This is a genomic window from Geodermatophilus sp. SYSU D01045 (assembly GCF_054050295.1).
In genome coordinates this window covers 1-16,702 of sequence record NZ_JBJGZB010000049.1, presented here as the reverse complement: position 1 = coordinate 16,702, position 16,702 = coordinate 1, and the positions used below count along the sequence as shown (strand labels likewise).

Here is a 16,702-nt window from a genome sequence, read left to right as displayed (position 1 = left end):
GCCCACCCCGCGCGGGCCGGGGCCTCCCGCCCGCTGGTCGCGGGGCGTCGCGACGGCGCGTCCGTGCAGGCCGGGGCTGCGCTTGCCGATCTGCCGCAGCGCCCAGCTCGCCCCCTTCCGGACCACCGGGCGGTCGTCGTCGGCCCGCTCGGCGACCGCGCGGAGGAACGGCTCGAACCGCTCGTCGCCGGCCCGCTTGTCCGCCACGGCGAGCCCGGCCATGACGGCGAACCCGGCGCGCTTGACGAACGGCTCGGCGCGCCCGCTCCACGCCAGCGCGGTCTCCCAGGCGGACGGGGTGTGCCGCACGAGGTTCTGGCAGACCTGGTCGCACAGGTCCCACGAGTCGAAGGCGGCCGCCCACGCGTCGAGCTGGGCGGCGTCCACCGCGGCCGGGTCCTCGACCATGCTCGCCAGGATCCGCGCCTCGTGGACGCCGGAGCCCCACAGCCCCGCGGCCAACGCGTGGTCGCGGCCCAGCTCGCGTGCCAGCGTCCGGAGCTCGGCGACCGTGACGCCCAGGGGCTGCGCGCCGCCGATGCCGTACCGCGCCATGCCCGCCAGCCGCGACGGGTCGGCCAGCTCCCGCAGCCGGCCGAGCACCTCCGCGGGGCCGGCCACTACCGGGTCAGGACGACGGGCAGCTCGGCCAGGCCGCGGATGACGAACTCCGGACGGCGCCGCGCCGGGCGGGCGAGCTGCAGGTCGGTGGTGCGGCCCAGCAGCGCGCCGAAGGAGGCCTGCAGCTCCACGCGGGCCAGCGGCGCCCCGATGCAGAAGTGCACGCCCGCGCCGAAGGAGACGTGCGGGTTGTCGGTGCGGCCGACGTCGAGGGTGTCGGGGTCGGCGAAGACCGCGGGGTCGCGGTTGGCGGCGCCGAGCAGCGCGGCGATCTTCTGCCCTTCCCGCACGGTCACGCCGCCGACCTCGACGTCGGCGGCCGCGGTGCGCTCGAACAGCTGCAGCGGCGAGTCGAAGCGCATGAGCTCCTCGATCGCCGTCGGTAGGAGCGCCGGGTCGGCCCGCAGCCGCGCCAGCTGGCCGGGGTGCTCGAGCAGCGCGAGCAGGCCGTTGCCGCTGACGTTGACCGTGGCCTCGTGCCCGGCGTTGAGCAGCAGGATGCAGGTGGTGACCAGCTCGTCCTCGGTGAGCCGGTCGCCGTCCGCGTCGCGCACGGTGACCAGGTGGGAGAGCAGGTCCTCGCCGGGCGCGCGGCGACGCTCCGCGGCCAGCCCCCGCAGGTAGGCGACGAACTCCGCGGCGGCGCGCTCGGCGGCGTCCTCGACCGCCGTCGTCCGGCCGTACTCGTACATCTTCACGATCGCGTTGGACCACGGCCGCAGCAGCGGCCGGTCGGCGGCCGGGACGCCGAGCAGCTCGGCGATGACCGCCACCGGCAGCTCCTCGGCCATCCCCGAGAGGACGTCGACCGGCTCGCCGCCGCCCGAGCGCTCGACCAGCCCGTCGACCAGCTCGCCGGCCAGCTGCTCGACCCACGGGCGCAGCCGCTCGACGTGCCCGCGGGCGAAGGCCGCGCTGACCAGCCGGCGCAGCCGGGTGTGGTCCGGCGGCTCCATCTCGAGGATGGCGTTGCGGTGGATGAGGTTGAACTGCCCGAACCGCTCGGCGGGCTCCCGGTCCCGCCAGATGCGCCCCAGCCGGCGGTCGCGCAGCACGGCGTTGCTCTCGGCGTGGGTGAACGCCAGCCACAGCCGGAGCCCCTCGTGCCACTGGACCGGGGCGACGGCGCGGGCGGCGGCGAAGGCGGGGTAGGGGTCGGCGACCACGGCCGCGTCGGTGAGGTCGAGCGGTGCCGCCACGGAGGTCACGGCCCCGAGCCTATGGCCCGCGGGACCCCGCTCCGGCCCACATACCCTGGGCCGCATGGCCCGTTCCGCGACCCGCCGCCGTCCCGCCCCCGCCGCCGTCGAGGGTGAGATCAACCCGAAGGCCCCGTGCCCGTGCGGCTCGGGCCGCCGGTACAAGCACTGCCACGGCTCGGGCTACGCGCCCCCGGTGACCCGTCCCTTCGAGGGCCTGCCCGGCGAGCCGGACTGGGTCGCGCTGCGCGAGCTGGTGCCCGCCGCCACCGCGCCGCTGAAGACCGCCGACGGCCGCGACGTCACCCTCGCCAGCGTGCTGCCCGGCGGCGCCCCGGCGCTGGTCCGCAGCAACGGCGAGATCCTGCTCGGCGTCCAGCTGCAGGCCTCCTCCGACGACGTCAGCAGGGACATCGGCACCGCGCTCGCCGCCGCGCTGGACTCGCCGGCCGGGGCGCCGGTCGACCCGGGTCCGATCGGCGCCGCCGGCTCGTCCGGGCCGCGGCTGCAGGAGCTGCTGGACCTCACCGCGCCGCTCGAGGTCACCGTGCACCCCGACTTCGGCTTCTGGCTGGAGGGCACCGACCCCAACCCCGCCGCGCAGGCCGGTCTGGAGCGGGCCAACGAGGCGGTGCTGCCGACCGAGCGGCTGGAGGGCCTGGGTGCCGCCTACTGGGTGCGGCCGGGCAACGAGCGGGCGCACCTGCGCTGGGTGCGGCCGGAGGCCGAGGAGCCGCTGCTCGACGCGCTGGCCCGGCTCTCGGCGTCCGAGCAGCTGCTGCTGGGCGAGGGCACCCGGTACGCCGGCGCCTTCCGCGCGCACGGGCTCGTCGTCCCGGTCTGGGACCTGCCGGCCGACACCCCCGCGCAGGAGTGGGCCGGCCCCGCGGCCGGGTTCGCCACCCGCCTCGAGCAGGCGCTGGCCGAGACCGGCCCGCTGACCAGCGACGAGCGCCGCGCCCGCGCCGGCCTGCTCTCCCGCCAGATCACCCTGCGCTAGGCACCCGTACCCGGCGCGCTCGTGCTCCGCCCCCAGCTGGGGCAGAGCACGAGCTCACGGGGAGGACCTGGAGCGGGTCGCGCCGGACCGGGCAGGACATGCACCGCGGGCCGCCGCGGCCGCTGCCGAGCTCCGAGCCCGCGATCCGCACCACCTCGATGCCGGCCGCCTCGAGCGCCGCGTTGGTGACGGTGTTGCGCTCGTACGCCACCGCCAGCCGCGGGGCGAGGGCGAGGGTGTTGTTGCCGTCGTCCCACTGCTCGCGCTCGGCGGTGACCGGGTCCAGGCCGGTGTCGATCACCCGCAGCCGGTCGATGCCCATCGCCTCGGCCGCGGCGACGACGAACGGGGCGGGGCCGCGGACGACGAGGTCGGTGGTGTCGCCGTCGTCGGGCGGGGTGTCGGCGGTGACCGTCCAGGCGACGAGGGTGTCCGCGACCGCGGGGTACATGACCATCGCGTCGACGTCGACCATCGTGGCGATCGTGTCCAGGTGCATGGTCGCCCGCTCCTGGGCGATCGGGACGACGAGCACCGTGTGCGCCAGCCCGCGCGCGAACACCCGGCGGGCCAGCCGCTCGGCGCCGCCCGGCGTGGTCCGCTCGCCCACGCCGACGGCCACCACGCCGGGGGCCAGCAGCAGGACGTCGCCGCCCTCGAGGTGCTCGAGCGAGGAGTCGTAGAGCTGCTCGGCGCCGGCGAAGCGCGGGTGGTACGTGGCGATGGCCCGGAGGATCGTGCTCTCCCGGTGCCGGGCGGGCATCGCCAGCGACGTGATGGCCACCTGGTCGCCGACCCACACCGACGAGTCCCGGGTGAACAGCAGGTTGGGCAGCGGCGGGACGACGAAGTCGTGCCGGTCCATGAGCTCGTAGGCCAGGCCCCGCCCGCCGCGCAGCTCGTGGTGCGCCAGCCCCGCCATGAGCGCGCCGGCCAGGTCCTCGGCCGCCAGGCCCGACAGGTGGTCGACGGCGGTGCGCTGGAGGGTGGCGCCCAGGCGCGGGTCGTCGACGGCGGCGGCCACCAGCTCCTCGCGCGCCGTCGGGTCGTCCAGCACCCCGGTCAGCAGCCGGTCCAGGTACAGCACCTCGACGCCGCGGTCGGTGAGGGCGGCGGCGAACGCGTCGTGCTCCTCCTGCGCGCGGGCCACCCACGGGACGCCGTCGAAGAGCAGCTGGTCGTTGTTGCGCGGCGTGAGCCGGCGCAGCTCGGCGCCCGGCCGGTGCAGGACCACCGTCCGCAGGGGGCCGACCTCGCTGGTCACGCCGAGGGGAGGACGGGGGGCCGCGGTGGTCACGGGGGGAGAGGCTGGCACAGTGGCCGGGCCGGCGCACGGCACCCCCACAGGAGGAGGCACCGCGTGGACCTGTTCGACCTCACCGGGAAGGTCGCCGTCGTCACCGGCGGCACCCGCGGCATCGGCCTGATGATGGCGCGCGGCCTGCTGCAGGCCGGGGCGTCGGTGTACGTCAGCTCGCGCAAGCCCGAGGCCGGCGAGCAGGCGGTGGCGGAGCTGTCGGAGTTCGGCCGCGTCGAGTCGATCCCCGCCGACATCAGCACCGAGGCCGAGTGCGTCCGGCTGGCCGAGGAGGTCGGCCGCCGCGAGGAGCGGGTGCACGTGCTGGTCAACAACGCCGGCGCCACCTGGGGCGAGCCGTTCGAGACCTTCCCCGCCTCGGCGTGGGACAAGGTCCTCGACCTCAACGTCAAGGCGCCGTTCTTCCTGACCCGGGCGATGCTGCCGCTGCTCGAGGCCGCGGCCACCGACGACGACCCCGCCCGCGTGGTCAACGTCGGCAGCATCGACGGGCTGCAGGTGCCGGTCCTTCCGACCTACTCGTACTCCTCCAGCAAGGCCGCGGTGCACCAGCTCACCCGGCACCTGGCCAAGGAGCTCGGGCCGAGGCGGATCACGGTCAACGCCGTCGCGCCGGGGCCGTTCGAGTCGAAGATGATGGCCGCCACCCTGGCCGCCCGCGGCGACGAGATCGCCGCCAGCTCGCCCCTGGGGCGCATCGGCCGCCCCGACGACATGGCCGGCGTCGTCGTCTACCTGTCCAGCCGGGCCGGGGCGTACGTGACCGGCGCCGTCATCCCCGTCGACGGCGGCCGGGCGACGACGCGCTGAGTCAGGCCGAGCGCGGCGCCGGCCGGTCGGACCGCCGGCGCCGCGGCGGCCGGTGCGCCTGCTCGGCGGGCACCCGCTCGAGGTGGGACTCGGCCAGCGCCACCTGGTGCGGGGAGCCGACCTTCCGGCCCTGCTCGCGGGCGCCGGTCCACCAGTCGCGGGCGGCCACGGTGTCGCCGGTGCGCTCGGCGATCCGGCCCAGCAACTCGTCGTAGGCGCCCAGGCTGAACGCCGGCGTGCCCAGCACCGCCTGCCGCCCGCGGAACGGCAGCAGCTGCACGGTGGCCATGGTCAGCTCCGGCTCGTCGCCCAGGTGCAGCGCCGCCTCGGCCTGCAGCAGCACCGCGACGTCGCTGGCCCAGTCGCGGATCTGGGTGCGGCCCCAGCGGGCGCGCAGCCGCCGGGCCACCGCGAGGTCGCCGGACTCGGCGGCGGCCACCACCGCCATGAGCTGCAGCAGCGGGTTGCCCTCGTCGCCGGTCTCCACCAGCAGGTCGATCGCCTCGGGCAGCCGGTGGTCGCCGCGGCGCAGCGCGAACAGGTGCGCGGCGTAGGCGTGCCGCGAGTGCGGCGTCACCCGGCGGTACAGCTCGTGCGCCTCGGTGGTCAGCTCCTCGGCGCGGGCGGCGTCCCCGGCCAGCCAGGCCGCGCCGGCCGCCTGCCACAGCACGTGCGGGCGCACCTCCGGGCCCGACAGCGAGAACGCCAGCCGCCGCCCGGCCTCCAGGTCGGCCTCGAAGCCGGCACGGTCGGTGAGGTGCAGCCGGATCGCCGCGCGGTGCAGCCGGGCGTAGAACTCGGTGCGCCGCGGCAGTCCGCGCCCGGCCAGGGCCAGCGCCTCGTCGGTCGCGGCCAGCCGCAGCTCGGCGGCGCCGGGCCGGCCCCACACCGCGAGCGAGTAGTTGTTCAGCGTCCGGCCCAGCAGCTCCGGGTCGCCGACGCCGCGGGCCAGCGCCACCGCCCGCTCGGCGTACCGCACGCCGCGCTGCAGGTCCTCGCTGAAGGCCAGCTCGACGCCGAGGGTGCCCAGCAGCCGCGCGGTCAGCCGGTCCCGCTCGGCCTCGGTCGCGTCCGGGGCGATCTCGTCGCGGTGCTCGAGCAGGTCCTCCAGCAGGGCGACCATCTCGGCGTCGACGACGCCGTGCGGCCGCCAGTTCCACAGCGTGACCTCGCCCCAGACCGCGGCCGACTCCAGCTGGCAGCGCGGGTCGCCGAGCTCGCGGGCCAGCGCGATCGCCTCGCCGACGACCTGGTGGGCCTCGGTGCGCTCGCCGCTGCGCAGCAGGTCGTTGCCCAGCGCGGTGAGCAGGTCGTGCCGGGTGCGGACCGCGCCGGGCTGCGCCGGGTCGACCAACCGCAGCGCGCGGCGGGTGTGCACCGCGGCCTCGCCGTCGGCCAGGCGGGCCCGGGCGTTGGCCGCCGCGGTGGTCGACCAGCGCAGCCCGGGGGCGGGGCCGGCCACCGGCGCGGCCTCGACGAAGTGGTGCGCCAGCCGCTCGACCACGGCGTCGTCGGGGCGGCTGCCGGCCACCTGCCGCTCCAGCGCCTCGCCGAGCCGGGCGTGCAGCCGGGCCCGGCGCAGCGCGGGGAGGTCGTCGGCGAGGACCTCCTGCACCAGCGCGTGGGTGAACCGCCAGCTCCACGGGGTCCCGCCCTCGACGACCAGGCCGGCGGCGACCGCCGCGTCCAGCGCCGCCAGCGCGGCCTCGGCCGGCTCCCCGGCGGCCTCGAGCAGGTCGAGGGTCACCTCGCGGCCGGCGACGGCGGCGAGCTCCAGCACCGGGCGCACGCCGTCGGGCAGCCGGGCCAGGCGGGTCCGCAGCACCTCGCCCACCGACGGCGGCACCGGCACCGCGTGCAGGTCGCGGCCGCCGCGCATCCAGCGGGACAGCTCGACGACGAAGAACGGGTTGCCCGCCGTGCGGTCGTGCACCGTGGCGGCCAGGCCCGGGTCGCCGGCCGAGCCCAGCTGTGCGGCGAGCAGCGAGCCGACGTCCTCGGCGTCCAGGCCCTGCAGGGTGATCGTGGTGGCGGCCGGCTCGCGGGCCAGCCGGGCCAGGCAGTCCGCGACCGCCTCGGGCAGGTCCTCGCCGACGCTGCGCACGGTGACGACGACCAGCAGCGGCACCCGCGGCAGGTGCCGGGCCAGCAGGGTCAGCAGCTGCACCGACGTCGTGTCGGCGCCCTGCAGGTCGTCGAGGACCACCATCACCGGCCGCTGCCGGGCGGCGGCGGTGAGCCGGCCGCGCAACTCCTGGAACAGCCGGAACCGGGCGGCGTCGGCGTCGTCGCCGTCGTCCCCGGCCGGCGCGGGCGGCTCCTGGCCCAGCTGCTCGAGCGCCTGCGTCCACGGCCACAGCGCCGGCGCGCCGGCGTCGTCGGCGCAGCGGCTCTCGGCGACCGCCCACCCCGCGGCCCGGATCGTGTCCGCGACGGCCTCGGCCAGCCGGGTCTTGCCGATGCCGGCCTCGCCGGCCAGCACGACGACGGCGGGCCGCCCCGCGGCGACCTGCTCGGCGGCCGCTCGCAGCCGGGCCAGCTCGGCGCGGCGGCCGACCAGCGTCTCGTCGCCGGGGACGGCCAGGGCGGTGGTCGCCGGCGGCGGGACCACCGACAGCACCGGCCGGGGCACCCGCGAGGTCAGCTTCGGGTCCTGCCGGAGCACCGCCCGCTCGAGGTCGCGCAGCTCGGGGCCGGGGTCGATGCCCAGCTCGTCGCGCAGCAGCTCGGTGCAGCGGCGCAGCGCGTCGAGGGCGTCGGCCTGCCGGTCGGCGGCGTAGAGGGCGGTGACCAGGCGGGCCCACAGCCGCTCGCGCAGCGGGTGCTCGGCGACCAGGCGCTGCAGGTCGGCGACGGCGGCGTCGGCGCGGCCGGTGGCCAGCAGCGCGTCGCAGCGGCGCTCGCGGGCGCGCACGTGCAGCTCGGTGAGGCGCAGCCGGTCGGTGGCCGCGCCGGGCCCGTCGCCCAGCTCGGCCAGCGGCTCGCCCCGCCACAGCTCCAGCGCGCGGTCCAGCGCGACGACCCCGCCGGCGGGGTCGCCGGCCTCGACGGCGCGGTCGCCCTCCTCGACCAGCCGGGCGAAGCGCAGGCTGTCGAGGTCCTCGGCGCCGACCTGCACCAGGTAGCCCGGTGCGCGGGTGAGCAGGACCTTCGGCGCCTCGCGCGGCCCGCGCTCGGGCTCGAGCACCCGGCGCAGGTGCGAGACGTAGGCCTGCAGGGTCCCGGTGACCGTGGGCGGCGGCTCGTCGCCCCACAGCGTGGTGACGATGCGGTCGATCGGGACGACCCGGCCGGCCTCGGCCAGCAGCAGGGTCAGCAGCGCGCGGGGCTTGGCGCCGCCGACGTCGACCGGGCGGTCGTCGGGACCGGTGACCTCGAGGGGACCGAGGACGCGGAACCGCACGGTCGGGCATCGTGACAGGTCGCGGGCGGTCTGGGGAGGGGTCCGTGCGCCTCAAGTGGGGCGCAAGTGGCGGCCAAGGCGCGGCGGCCACGGTCGTCCCCGGCCATCCCCCTGCCCCCGAGGACCCGACATGAGCCTGACCGAGACCCCCGCCTCCGCCCCGCTCCCGCGCACGCCGCTCGACGACGCCGTCCCCGCCGCCCTCGACCCCGCCGCCGTCGCGGACCTGCGCGGGCGGGTCCACGGGCCGGTCTACGTCGCCGGCGACGACGGCATGGCGGCCGAGGTCGCGGCCTGGAACCTGGCCGTCACCCACACGCCCGCCGTCGCAGTGGGCGCCACCTGCGCCGCCGACGTCGCCGCCGCCGTCTCCTTCGCCGCCGTGCACGGCCTGCCGGTCGCCGTCCAGGCCACCGGCCACGGCCCGGTCCGCAACGCCGACGGCGCGCTGATGATCACCACCCGCCGGATGCAGGGCGTCGCCGTCGACCCGGCCCGCCGCACCGCGCGGGTCGAGGCGGGCGTCAAGTGGCAGAAGGTCGTGGCGGCCGCCGCCGAGCACGGGCTGACCGGGCTGTGCGGCTCGTCGTCCGACGTCGGGGTGGTCGGCTACACCCTCGGCGGGGGGCACGGGTCGCTCGGCCGCAAGCACGGGTTCGCCGCCGACGCCGTCGTGAGCGTGGAGATGGTCACCGCCGACGGCGTGCTGCGCACCGTCTGCGCCGAGACCGAGCCCGAGCTGTTCTGGGCGGTGCGCGGCGGCAAGGGCAACTTCGGCGTCGTCACCGCGCTGGAGTTCGAGCTGTTCCCCGTGCCCGCGCTGGTCGCCGGCGGCCTGTTCTTCGCCGGCCGGGACGCCGCCGCGGTGCTGCACGCCTACCGCGCCTGGGCGCCGACGCTGCCCGAGGAGGTCGGCACCTCCGTCGCCGTGCTGCGGCTGCCGCCGCTGGAGGAGCTGCCGCCGCCGCTGCGCGGGCAGACCGTCGTCCACCTGCGCTACGTCTACGCCGGCGAGGACCCCGCGCTCGGGACCGCGCTGCTCGCGCCGATGGAGGCCGCGGGCGAGGTGCTGCTCGGCGGCGTCGGGCCGATGCCGCCGACGGCGCTGGACGCGGTGCACATGGACCCGACCGACCCCATGCCCGGCTGGGAGAAGGGGATGCTGCTCGCCGAGCTCACCGAGGAGACCGTGGACGCGTTCCTCGCCGCCGCCGGCCCCGACGTGCAGGTGCCGCTGGTGATGGCCGAGATCCGCCAGCTGGGCGGTGCGCTGGCCCGCCCGGCGCGGGTCCCCGACGCCGTCCCGGGGCGCGGCGCCGCCTGGTCGGTGTTCGTGATCGGCCCGATGGTCCCGGAGCTGGCCGAGGTGGTGCCCGCGGTCGGCCGCGGCGTGCTGGCCGCGCTGGCGCCGTGGGCCGCACCCGGCGGGATGGCCAACTTCCTCGGCGACGTCAGCGGCCCCGAGGAGGTCCTCGCCGCGTGGGACCCGGCCTCGGCGGAGCGGCTGCTGGCCGTCAAGCAGGCGGTCGACCCCGACGACGTCTTCTCCACCGGGTACGCGCTGCGGGCCCGCCGTGGCTGAGTCCGTGACCGCCGTCCGCCCACCCCGTCCGCCCGCGTGGCTGCGTCGGCGCATGGGCATCCCCCCGGCCGTGCCCCCGCCGGGCTGGACCCCGCCGCCGCGCTAGCCGGGCAGGCCGCGTCAGTCGGGCAGGAGGACGCCGGGGTTGCAGATGCCCTGCGGGTCCAGCCGGGCCTTGACCGCGCGCAGCACCTCGACGCCGAGCGGGCCGACCTCGCGCTCCAGCCAGGGGCGGTGGTCGGCGCCGACGGCGTGGTGGTGGGTGAGCGTGCCGCCCGCGGCCAGCAGCGCCTCGGTGGCCGCCCGCTTGGCGGTGAGCCACTGCTGCAGCGGCAGGTCGTCGTCGCGGTCGGCGAGCACGGTGACGTACAGCGAGGCGCCCGTGGCGTAGCCGTGGGACACGTGCGTCATCAGCAGCGGCTGCTTGCCGGGACGGCCCAGGGAGCGCTGCAGCGCGGTGCGGACGGCGTCGTAGACGGCCGGCAGCGCGGTCCAGGTGGCCGCCGTCTCCAGCGTCTCGACCAGCAGGCCGGCGTCCATGAGCCGGTCGCGCAGGTAGGGGGCGGCGAACCGGTGCCTCCGCCACGACTCGCCCACCCGGCGGCCGACCCGCCCCGCGCCGTGCTCGCGCAGCACCGGGAGCACCGCCCGGCGGCGGGCCCGCACCACCTGCGGCAGGCCCTCCCAGCCGACGACGAGCAGGCAGCCGTCGCCGCGGCGACGGGCCCGCAGGGTGCCGCGCAGCAGCCGGGCGCCGGCGCCGCCGGCGTTGAGCAGGTTCGCGCGGGTCTCGTCGGGGTCGGAGAGCCGGACGACGTCGGGCAGCAGGTCGTGCCGCGCCAGCCGCTGCAGCCCGGCGAGCCCGTCGGCCCAGGTGCGGAACGACCAGCCCTCGTACACGCGGGACCGCGGCGCCGGGCGCACCCGCAGCCGCAGCTCGGTGATGATCCCGAGCGCGCCCTCGGAGCCCAGCGCCAGCCCGAGCAGGTCGGGGCCGGCCGCCGACGCCGGCGGGTGGCCGAGTTCCAGCACCCCCGACGGCGTGGCCAGGGTCAGGCCCGCGACGAGGTCGTCGAAGCGGCCCACGCCGGTCGAGGACTGCCCGGCCGAGCGGGTCGCCGCGTAGCCGCCGAGCGTGGCGTACTCCCAGCTCTGCGGCAGGTGGCCGAGGCTCAGCCCCCGCTCGCCGAGCGCCTCCTCCAGCGCCGGGCCGCGCATGCCGGGGCCGACGGTGACCAGCGACGAGGCGACGTCGACGTCGGTGAGCGCCGCCATCCGGGACAGGTCGACCGACAGCGAGGGCCGGTCGTCCGGGTCCAGGCCCGACAGCCCGCCGACCACGCTGGTGCCCCCGCCGAACGGGACGACGACGACCCCGTGGTCGGCGCACAGCTCCAGCAGCGCCGCGGTCTCGTGGGTGCTGCCGGGCAGGACGACGGCGTCGGGCGCGTCGGAGGCGTCGCCCTCCCGCCGGCGCAGCAGGTCCAGGTAGCTCTTGCCGCCGGCCCGGCGCAGTCGTGCCTCCCGGTCGGTGCGCACGTGCCCGGCGCCGAGGAGGGCGACCAGCGCGTCGTGCACGTCGGCCGGCAGCCGCGAGGGCGCCAGCCGGATGTCGGCGACGGCGACCGGCGGGGTCGGCCGCGGCTCCCAGCCCAGCTCCCGCGCCAGGTGGCGGCGGGCGGCCTTGGGCAGCGCGCTGGCGAGGTCGGGGTCACGGGTGAGCTCGAGGGAGCCCTCCGCCGCGTCCCCCGGCTCGGCCACCGCGGCCACGCGGGAGCTGCCGGGCCCCCATCCCTGGACGGTCAGTTCCGGCTGCTCGGGCACGGCTACAGTCTGCCGGTGCTCCGACCGGGACCCCGCACGTGACCGGCGGGCCCGACCTCACACCCGAGCGTCGTGCGGCCGACCTCGAGGCCCTGGCCGGCGGTGTCGACGTCGTCGTGGTGGGCGGGGGCGTGACCGGCGCCGGGGTGGCCCTCGACGCCGCCGCCCGCGGGCTGTCCGTGGCGCTGCTGGAGCGCACCGACCTCGCCGCCGGCACCAGCCGGTGGTCGAGCAAGCTCGTGCACGGCGGCCTGCGCTACCTGGCGCACGGCGAGGTCGGCCTGGCCCGGGAGAGCGCCCGCGAGCGGGCCGTCCTCATGCGCACCACCGCGCCGCACCTGGTCCGGGCGCTGCCGTTCCTGGTGCCCGACGCGGCCGGCCGCGACGTGAGCACCGTCGGTGCACTGGGCGGCCGGCTCGGGGACGCGGTGCGCCGGTCGGTGCACGGCGGGCGCGGCTCGCTGCCCGGCACCCGCCGCGTCGGCGCCGCGGAGGTGGCGCGACTGGCGCCCGCGGTGCGTCCCGGCCGCGGCGGCGCGGTGTTCTGGGACGGCCAGCTCGCCGACGACGCCCGGCTCGTCGTCGCCCTGGCCCGCACCGCCGCCGCGCACGGCGCCCGGGTGCTCACCGGTGCGCGGGTGACCGGCGTCGACGGGGCCGAGGTGGCGGTGGAGGCCGACGGCGCGGTGCTGACCGTGCGGGCGGGCGCGGTGGTCAACGCGACCGGCGTGTGGGCGCAGGCGCTCGTGCCCGGGATCCGGCTGGCGCCCTCGCGCGGCTCGCACCTCGTCGTCCGCGCCGACCGGCTCGGCGACCCGGTCGCGGCGCTCACCGTGCCGCTGCCCGGCTCGCGCTCACGGTACGTGTTCGCGCTGCCGCAGCCGGGCGGGCTGGTGTACCTGGGGCTCACCGACGAGCCGGTGCCCGGGCCGGTCCCGGACGACGACCCGGTGCCGGCCGACGCCGAGGTGCGGCAGCTGCTCGACACGGTGAACCGGGTGCTGGCCGTGCCGCTGACCGGCGCGGACGTCGTCGGCTCCTACGCCGGGCTGCGGCCGCTGGTGCTGCCGGGGTCGGCCGGCGCGGGGCCGGGCGACGCGACCGCGGACCTGTCCCGGCGGCACCTGCTGCGGTGGGACGGACCGGTCCTGTCGGTCGTCGGCGGGAAGCTGACCACCTACCGGGCGATGGCCGCCGAGGCCGTGGACGCCGTCGTCGCGCGGCTGGGCCGGGGCGCGCGCCGCTCGCCGACCGCCCGGCTGCCGCTGGTCGGGGCGGCGTCCCCGGCCGAGCTGGCGCGGGTGCCCGCCCCGGCGCGGCTGGTCGCCCGGTACGGCACCGAGGCGCCGCGGGTGGTCGCACTGGGGGCCGGGCCGGTGGTCGAGGGCCGGGCGGAGACGGTGGGGGAGCTGCGGTTCGGCGCGCTGGCCGAGGGCGCGCGCACGGTGTCCGACCTGCTCGACCGGCGGGTGCGGCTGGGGTTGGTCCCGGCCGACCGGGAGCGCGCGGTCGCGGCTGCGGAGGCCGTCCTCGAGGAGGTGTGACGGCCCGGGATCGCGCGGGCAGCCGCCGGGCGGTAGGACGGAGGGCGGGACGCCGGCCGGGTCCCGCCCTCCGAGACGGCGAGGACCCCTGTGAGCGCCCCGACCCTCGACGTCGACCCCTGGACGGTCCGCGAGCCGCACGTGGACACCCGGGCGCTCGACGTCGCCGAGTCCCTGTTCAGCCTGTCCAACGGCTACATCGGCGTACGGGGGACGCTCGACGAGGTCGAGCCCTTCGGCATGCGCGGCACCTACCTGTCCGGGGTGTACGAGACCCACCCGCTGTCCTATCCCGAGGGTGGCTACGGCCAGCCCGGGGAGGGGCAGGCGCTGCTCACCGTCGCCGACGGCACCCCGATCCGCCTCCTGGTCGACGGGATCCCGCTCGACGTGCGCGAGGTCCGGCCGGAGGTCCACGAGCGCACGCTGGACCTGCGTGCCGGGACGCTCGACCGGCGCGTGCGCTGGAGGACGCCGACGGGGACGACGGTGGAGGTGTGCTCCCGGCGGCTGGTCTCGCTGGCGGAGCGGGCGGTCTGCGCCGTCCGGTACGAGGTGCGCGCGCTGGACGGTCAGGCGCACGTCGTCGTGCGGTCCGAGCTGGCGAGTGGGTCGGTGACGCCCACGGGCGTGGACAACGACGACCCCCGCGTCAAGGACTGCCTCGACAACGCCTTCGAGCCGCGGGAGCACGGCTCGACGGGCAGCGGTGGCACCCTCGCGTCCCGGACGCGGCGGTCGGACATCACGGTCGCCGCCGCCGTCGAGCACGTGGTCGACGACGGGGCGCGGATCAGCACGGACGCCGACGAGCACCGGGTGGTCACCACCGTCGCCGCCCACCTGACCCCCGGCGCCACCCTCGGGATCACCAAGGTCGTCGCCCACACCTGGTCGCTCGACGCCTGGGCCGGCTCCCTCGTCGGCGAGGCGGCGGCGGCGGTGTCGTCCGCGCTCGACCTGGGGTGGGAGGGGCTGCTCGCCGCCCAGCGCGGCGTGCTCGACGAGTTCTGGGCGACCGCCGACGTCGAGGTCGACGGCGACCCCGAGCTGCAGCAGGCCCTGCGCTACAGCGTCTTCCAGCTGTTCTGCTCCGCCGCCTGCATCTCCGGCGCCCCCGTCGGGGCCAAGGGACTGACCGGCATGGGGTACAGCGGTCACACCTTCTGGGACGTCGAGGGGTTCGTGCTGCCCGCCCTGACCCTGCTGCGCCCGGACACGGCCGCGCGCCTGCTGCGGTGGCGGGCGGACACGATCGACGCCGCCCGCGAGCGGGCCCGGACGCTGGGTCGGGCGGGCGCGGCGTTCGCGTGGCGCACCATCAGCGGGCCCGAGGTGTCGGCGTACTGGCCGGCGAGCACGGCGGCGATGCACGTCAACGCCGACGTCGCCCGCGCCTTCTGGCTCTACGAGAACGCCACGGGCGCCGACCTCGACGACGTCGGCGGTCTGCCGGTGCTGGTCGAGACGGCGCGGCTGTGGACGTCGCTGGGGCACGAGGACGCGGCCGGTGCGTGGCACCTGTTCGGCATGACCGGTCCGGACGAGTACACCGGCGTCGTCGACGACAACGTCTTCACCAACCTCATGGCGCAGGCCAACCTGCGGCGCGCGGCCGACGCCTGCCGCAGGTACGAGGCGCGGGCCGCGGAGCTCGGCGTGGACCACACCGAGACCGCCGCCTGGCGGGCCGCGGCCGACGCCGTCCACGTGCCGTGGGACGAGGGCCTGGGCGTGCACCCCATGAACGCCCACTTCACGTCGTACGAGGAGTGGCCCTTCGAGGAGCAGTGCGACGCCTACCCGGTGCAGGAGCACAACCACTACGCCACGTTCTACCGGCGGCAGGTGCTCAAGCAGGCCGACCTCGTCCTGGCGCTGTGGTGGTGCCGCGACGCGTTCACCGACGAGCAGGTGGCACGCGACCTCGAGTACTACGAGGCGCGCACCGTGCGGGACTCCTCGCTGTCGGCCGCCGTGCAGGCGGTGGTGTGCGCACAGGCGCAGCACCCCGACCTCGCCCTGCGCTACCTGCGCGAGTGCGCGCTCGTGGACCTGCGCGACGTCCAGCAGGGGACGGCCCAGGGCCTGCACCTGGCCTCGGTGGCCGGGGCCTGGCTGGCGCTCGCCGCGGGCCTGGGGGGTCTGCGCGAGGACCACGGGGACCTCGAGATCGCGCCGCTGCTGCCCTCGTCGCTGTCCCGCACGGCGTGGCACGTCACCTGGCGCGGCAGCGTGCTCCGCGTCGAGACGACGCGGGAGGGCACCACGCTCACGGTGGTGCGCGGCGAGGGGCCGGTGACCGTCGTCGTCGACGGCACCGCGCAGTCGGTCACGACCACCCCGGTGCGCGTGCCGCTGCGCGCGCCCACCCCGCTGCTCGGCGAGCCGCGGCAGCCGGCCGGGCGCGAGCCGCGCAGCTGACGCCCCGTGCGGGCGCATCCCAATCAGTGAGATCGCCGTTCCGCTGTACGGGACGGGCGGAGCAGGATGCAGGCGTGGACACCTACACGCACGGGCACGCCGAACCGGTCCTGCAGTCGCACCGCTGGCGCACCGCGGAGAACTCCGCCGCGTACCTGCTGCCGCACCTGCGCCCCGGGCTCGACCTGCTCGACGTCGGGTGCGGGCCGGGCACCATCACCGTCGACCTCGCCCGCCGGGTCGCGCCCGGCCACGTGCTCGGCCTCGACGTCTCGGCCGACCCGCTCGACGAGGCCCGGGACCTCGCCGGGCGGGAGGGCGTCGCGGTGACCTTCGCCGTCGGCGACGTCTACGCCCTCGACCTGGCCGACGACTCGGTCGACGTCGTCCACGCCCACCAGGTGCTGCAGCACCTCACCGACCCGGTGGCGGCGCTGCGCGAGATGGCGCGGGTCTGCCGCCCCGGCGGGCTGCTCGCCGTCCGGGACGTGGACTACGCCGCCACCTGCTGGTTCCCCGCCGACGCCGGCCTGGACCGGTGGCTGGAGCTGTACCACGCGGTCGCCCGGGCCAACGGCGCCGAGCCCGACGCCGGCCGGCGGCTGCTGTCCTGGGCGCACGCGGCGGGGCTGCGTGACACCACCGCGACGACGGGTTCCTGGTGCTACGCCTCGCCGGCCGAGCGGGAGTGGTGGGGCCGCTCGTGGGCCGGCCGGGCGACGGCGTCGGCGTTCGCGGAGCAGGCGCTGGCGTACGGCCTGGCCACGCGGGACGAGCTCGAGGAGCTCGCCGCCGCGTGGCCGCGCTGGGCCGCCGCGGACGACGGCTGGCTCGCCATGCTGCACGGCGAGCTGCTCGTCCGGGTGTAGCCCCGCCCGTCCCGGGGGGGGGGGGGGGGGGCGGTGGCCCCCCGGGGCCGGCGGGGGGCGGGCGGGGGGGGGGTCGGGCCGGGGGGGGGGGGGGGGGCCCCGGGGGGG

General features: G+C 77.7%; 11 protein-coding genes. 6 read left to right on the top strand and 5 right to left on the bottom strand.

The window, feature by feature from the left end; translation table 11 throughout:
* Both ACI798_RS22815 and ACI798_RS22810 read right to left on the bottom strand, forming a co-directional pair.
* The coding region (locus tag ACI798_RS22815) for a DNA alkylation repair protein (RefSeq protein ID WP_457049028.1) at positions 1 to 621 on the bottom strand (621 nt) is incomplete at its 3' end.
* On the bottom strand, positions 621 to 1,829 hold the full coding sequence (locus ACI798_RS22810) for a cytochrome P450 (RefSeq protein WP_457049027.1): 1,209 nt from the start codon (positions 1,827 to 1,829) through the stop codon (positions 621 to 623). The genes ACI798_RS22815 and ACI798_RS22810, both read right to left, overlap by 1 nt.
* Positions 1,830 to 1,884: 55 nt before the next feature.
* On the opposite strand from ACI798_RS22810, the gene ACI798_RS22805 reads away from it, so the two are divergent.
* Positions 1,885 to 2,820, top strand: a complete 936-nt coding sequence (locus ACI798_RS22805; RefSeq protein ID WP_457049026.1) for a DUF5926 family protein — start codon at positions 1,885 to 1,887, stop codon at positions 2,818 to 2,820.
* Here ACI798_RS22805 and ACI798_RS22800 read toward each other — a convergent pair.
* Complete coding sequence (locus ACI798_RS22800; RefSeq protein WP_457049025.1) at positions 2,807 to 4,117, bottom strand: arginine deiminase; 1,311 nt, start codon at positions 4,115 to 4,117, stop codon at positions 2,807 to 2,809. The genes ACI798_RS22805 and ACI798_RS22800 overlap by 14 nt on opposite strands.
* Positions 4,118 to 4,180: 63 nt before the next feature.
* Here ACI798_RS22800 and ACI798_RS22795 point away from each other — a divergent pair, with 63 nt between their 5' ends.
* Positions 4,181 to 4,948, top strand: coding sequence for an SDR family oxidoreductase (locus ACI798_RS22795; protein WP_456943503.1), 768 nt, complete (start codon positions 4,181 to 4,183; stop codon positions 4,946 to 4,948).
* A gap of 1 nt (position 4,949) precedes the next feature.
* On the opposite strand, the gene ACI798_RS22790 is transcribed toward ACI798_RS22795, so the two are convergent.
* Positions 4,950 to 8,351, bottom strand: a complete 3,402-nt coding sequence (locus ACI798_RS22790; protein ID WP_457049024.1) for a BTAD domain-containing putative transcriptional regulator — start codon at positions 8,349 to 8,351, stop codon at positions 4,950 to 4,952.
* Positions 8,352 to 8,481: 130 nt separating this feature from the next.
* On the opposite strand from ACI798_RS22790, the gene ACI798_RS22785 reads away from it, so the two are divergent.
* Positions 8,482 to 9,933, top strand: coding sequence for an FAD-binding oxidoreductase (locus tag ACI798_RS22785; protein WP_457049023.1), 1,452 nt, complete (start codon positions 8,482 to 8,484; stop codon positions 9,931 to 9,933).
* Positions 9,934 to 10,053: 120 nt separating this feature from the next.
* Here ACI798_RS22785 and ACI798_RS22780 read toward each other — a convergent pair whose 3' ends face one another.
* Positions 10,054 to 11,757, bottom strand: coding sequence for an FAD-binding oxidoreductase (locus tag ACI798_RS22780; protein ID WP_456943500.1), 1,704 nt, complete (start codon positions 11,755 to 11,757; stop codon positions 10,054 to 10,056).
* Between the two features lie 38 nt (positions 11,758 to 11,795).
* On the opposite strand from ACI798_RS22780, the gene ACI798_RS22775 reads away from it, so the two are divergent.
* The 3 genes from ACI798_RS22775 (at position 11,796) to ACI798_RS22765 (ending at position 16,594) form a co-directional block, all read left to right on the top strand.
* Positions 11,796 to 13,301 (top strand): glycerol-3-phosphate dehydrogenase/oxidase, encoded by a 1,506-nt coding sequence (locus tag ACI798_RS22775; protein ID WP_457049022.1) that lies wholly within the window; start codon positions 11,796 to 11,798, stop codon positions 13,299 to 13,301.
* A gap of 90 nt (positions 13,302 to 13,391) precedes the next feature.
* On the top strand, positions 13,392 to 15,725 hold the full coding sequence (locus ACI798_RS22770) for a glycoside hydrolase family 65 protein (RefSeq protein WP_457049021.1): 2,334 nt from the start codon (positions 13,392 to 13,394) through the stop codon (positions 15,723 to 15,725).
* A 74-nt stretch (positions 15,726 to 15,799) separates the two neighbouring features.
* Complete coding sequence (locus ACI798_RS22765; RefSeq protein WP_457049020.1) at positions 15,800 to 16,594, top strand: class I SAM-dependent methyltransferase; 795 nt, start codon at positions 15,800 to 15,802, stop codon at positions 16,592 to 16,594.
* Positions 16,595 to 16,702 lie beyond the last annotated feature (108 nt).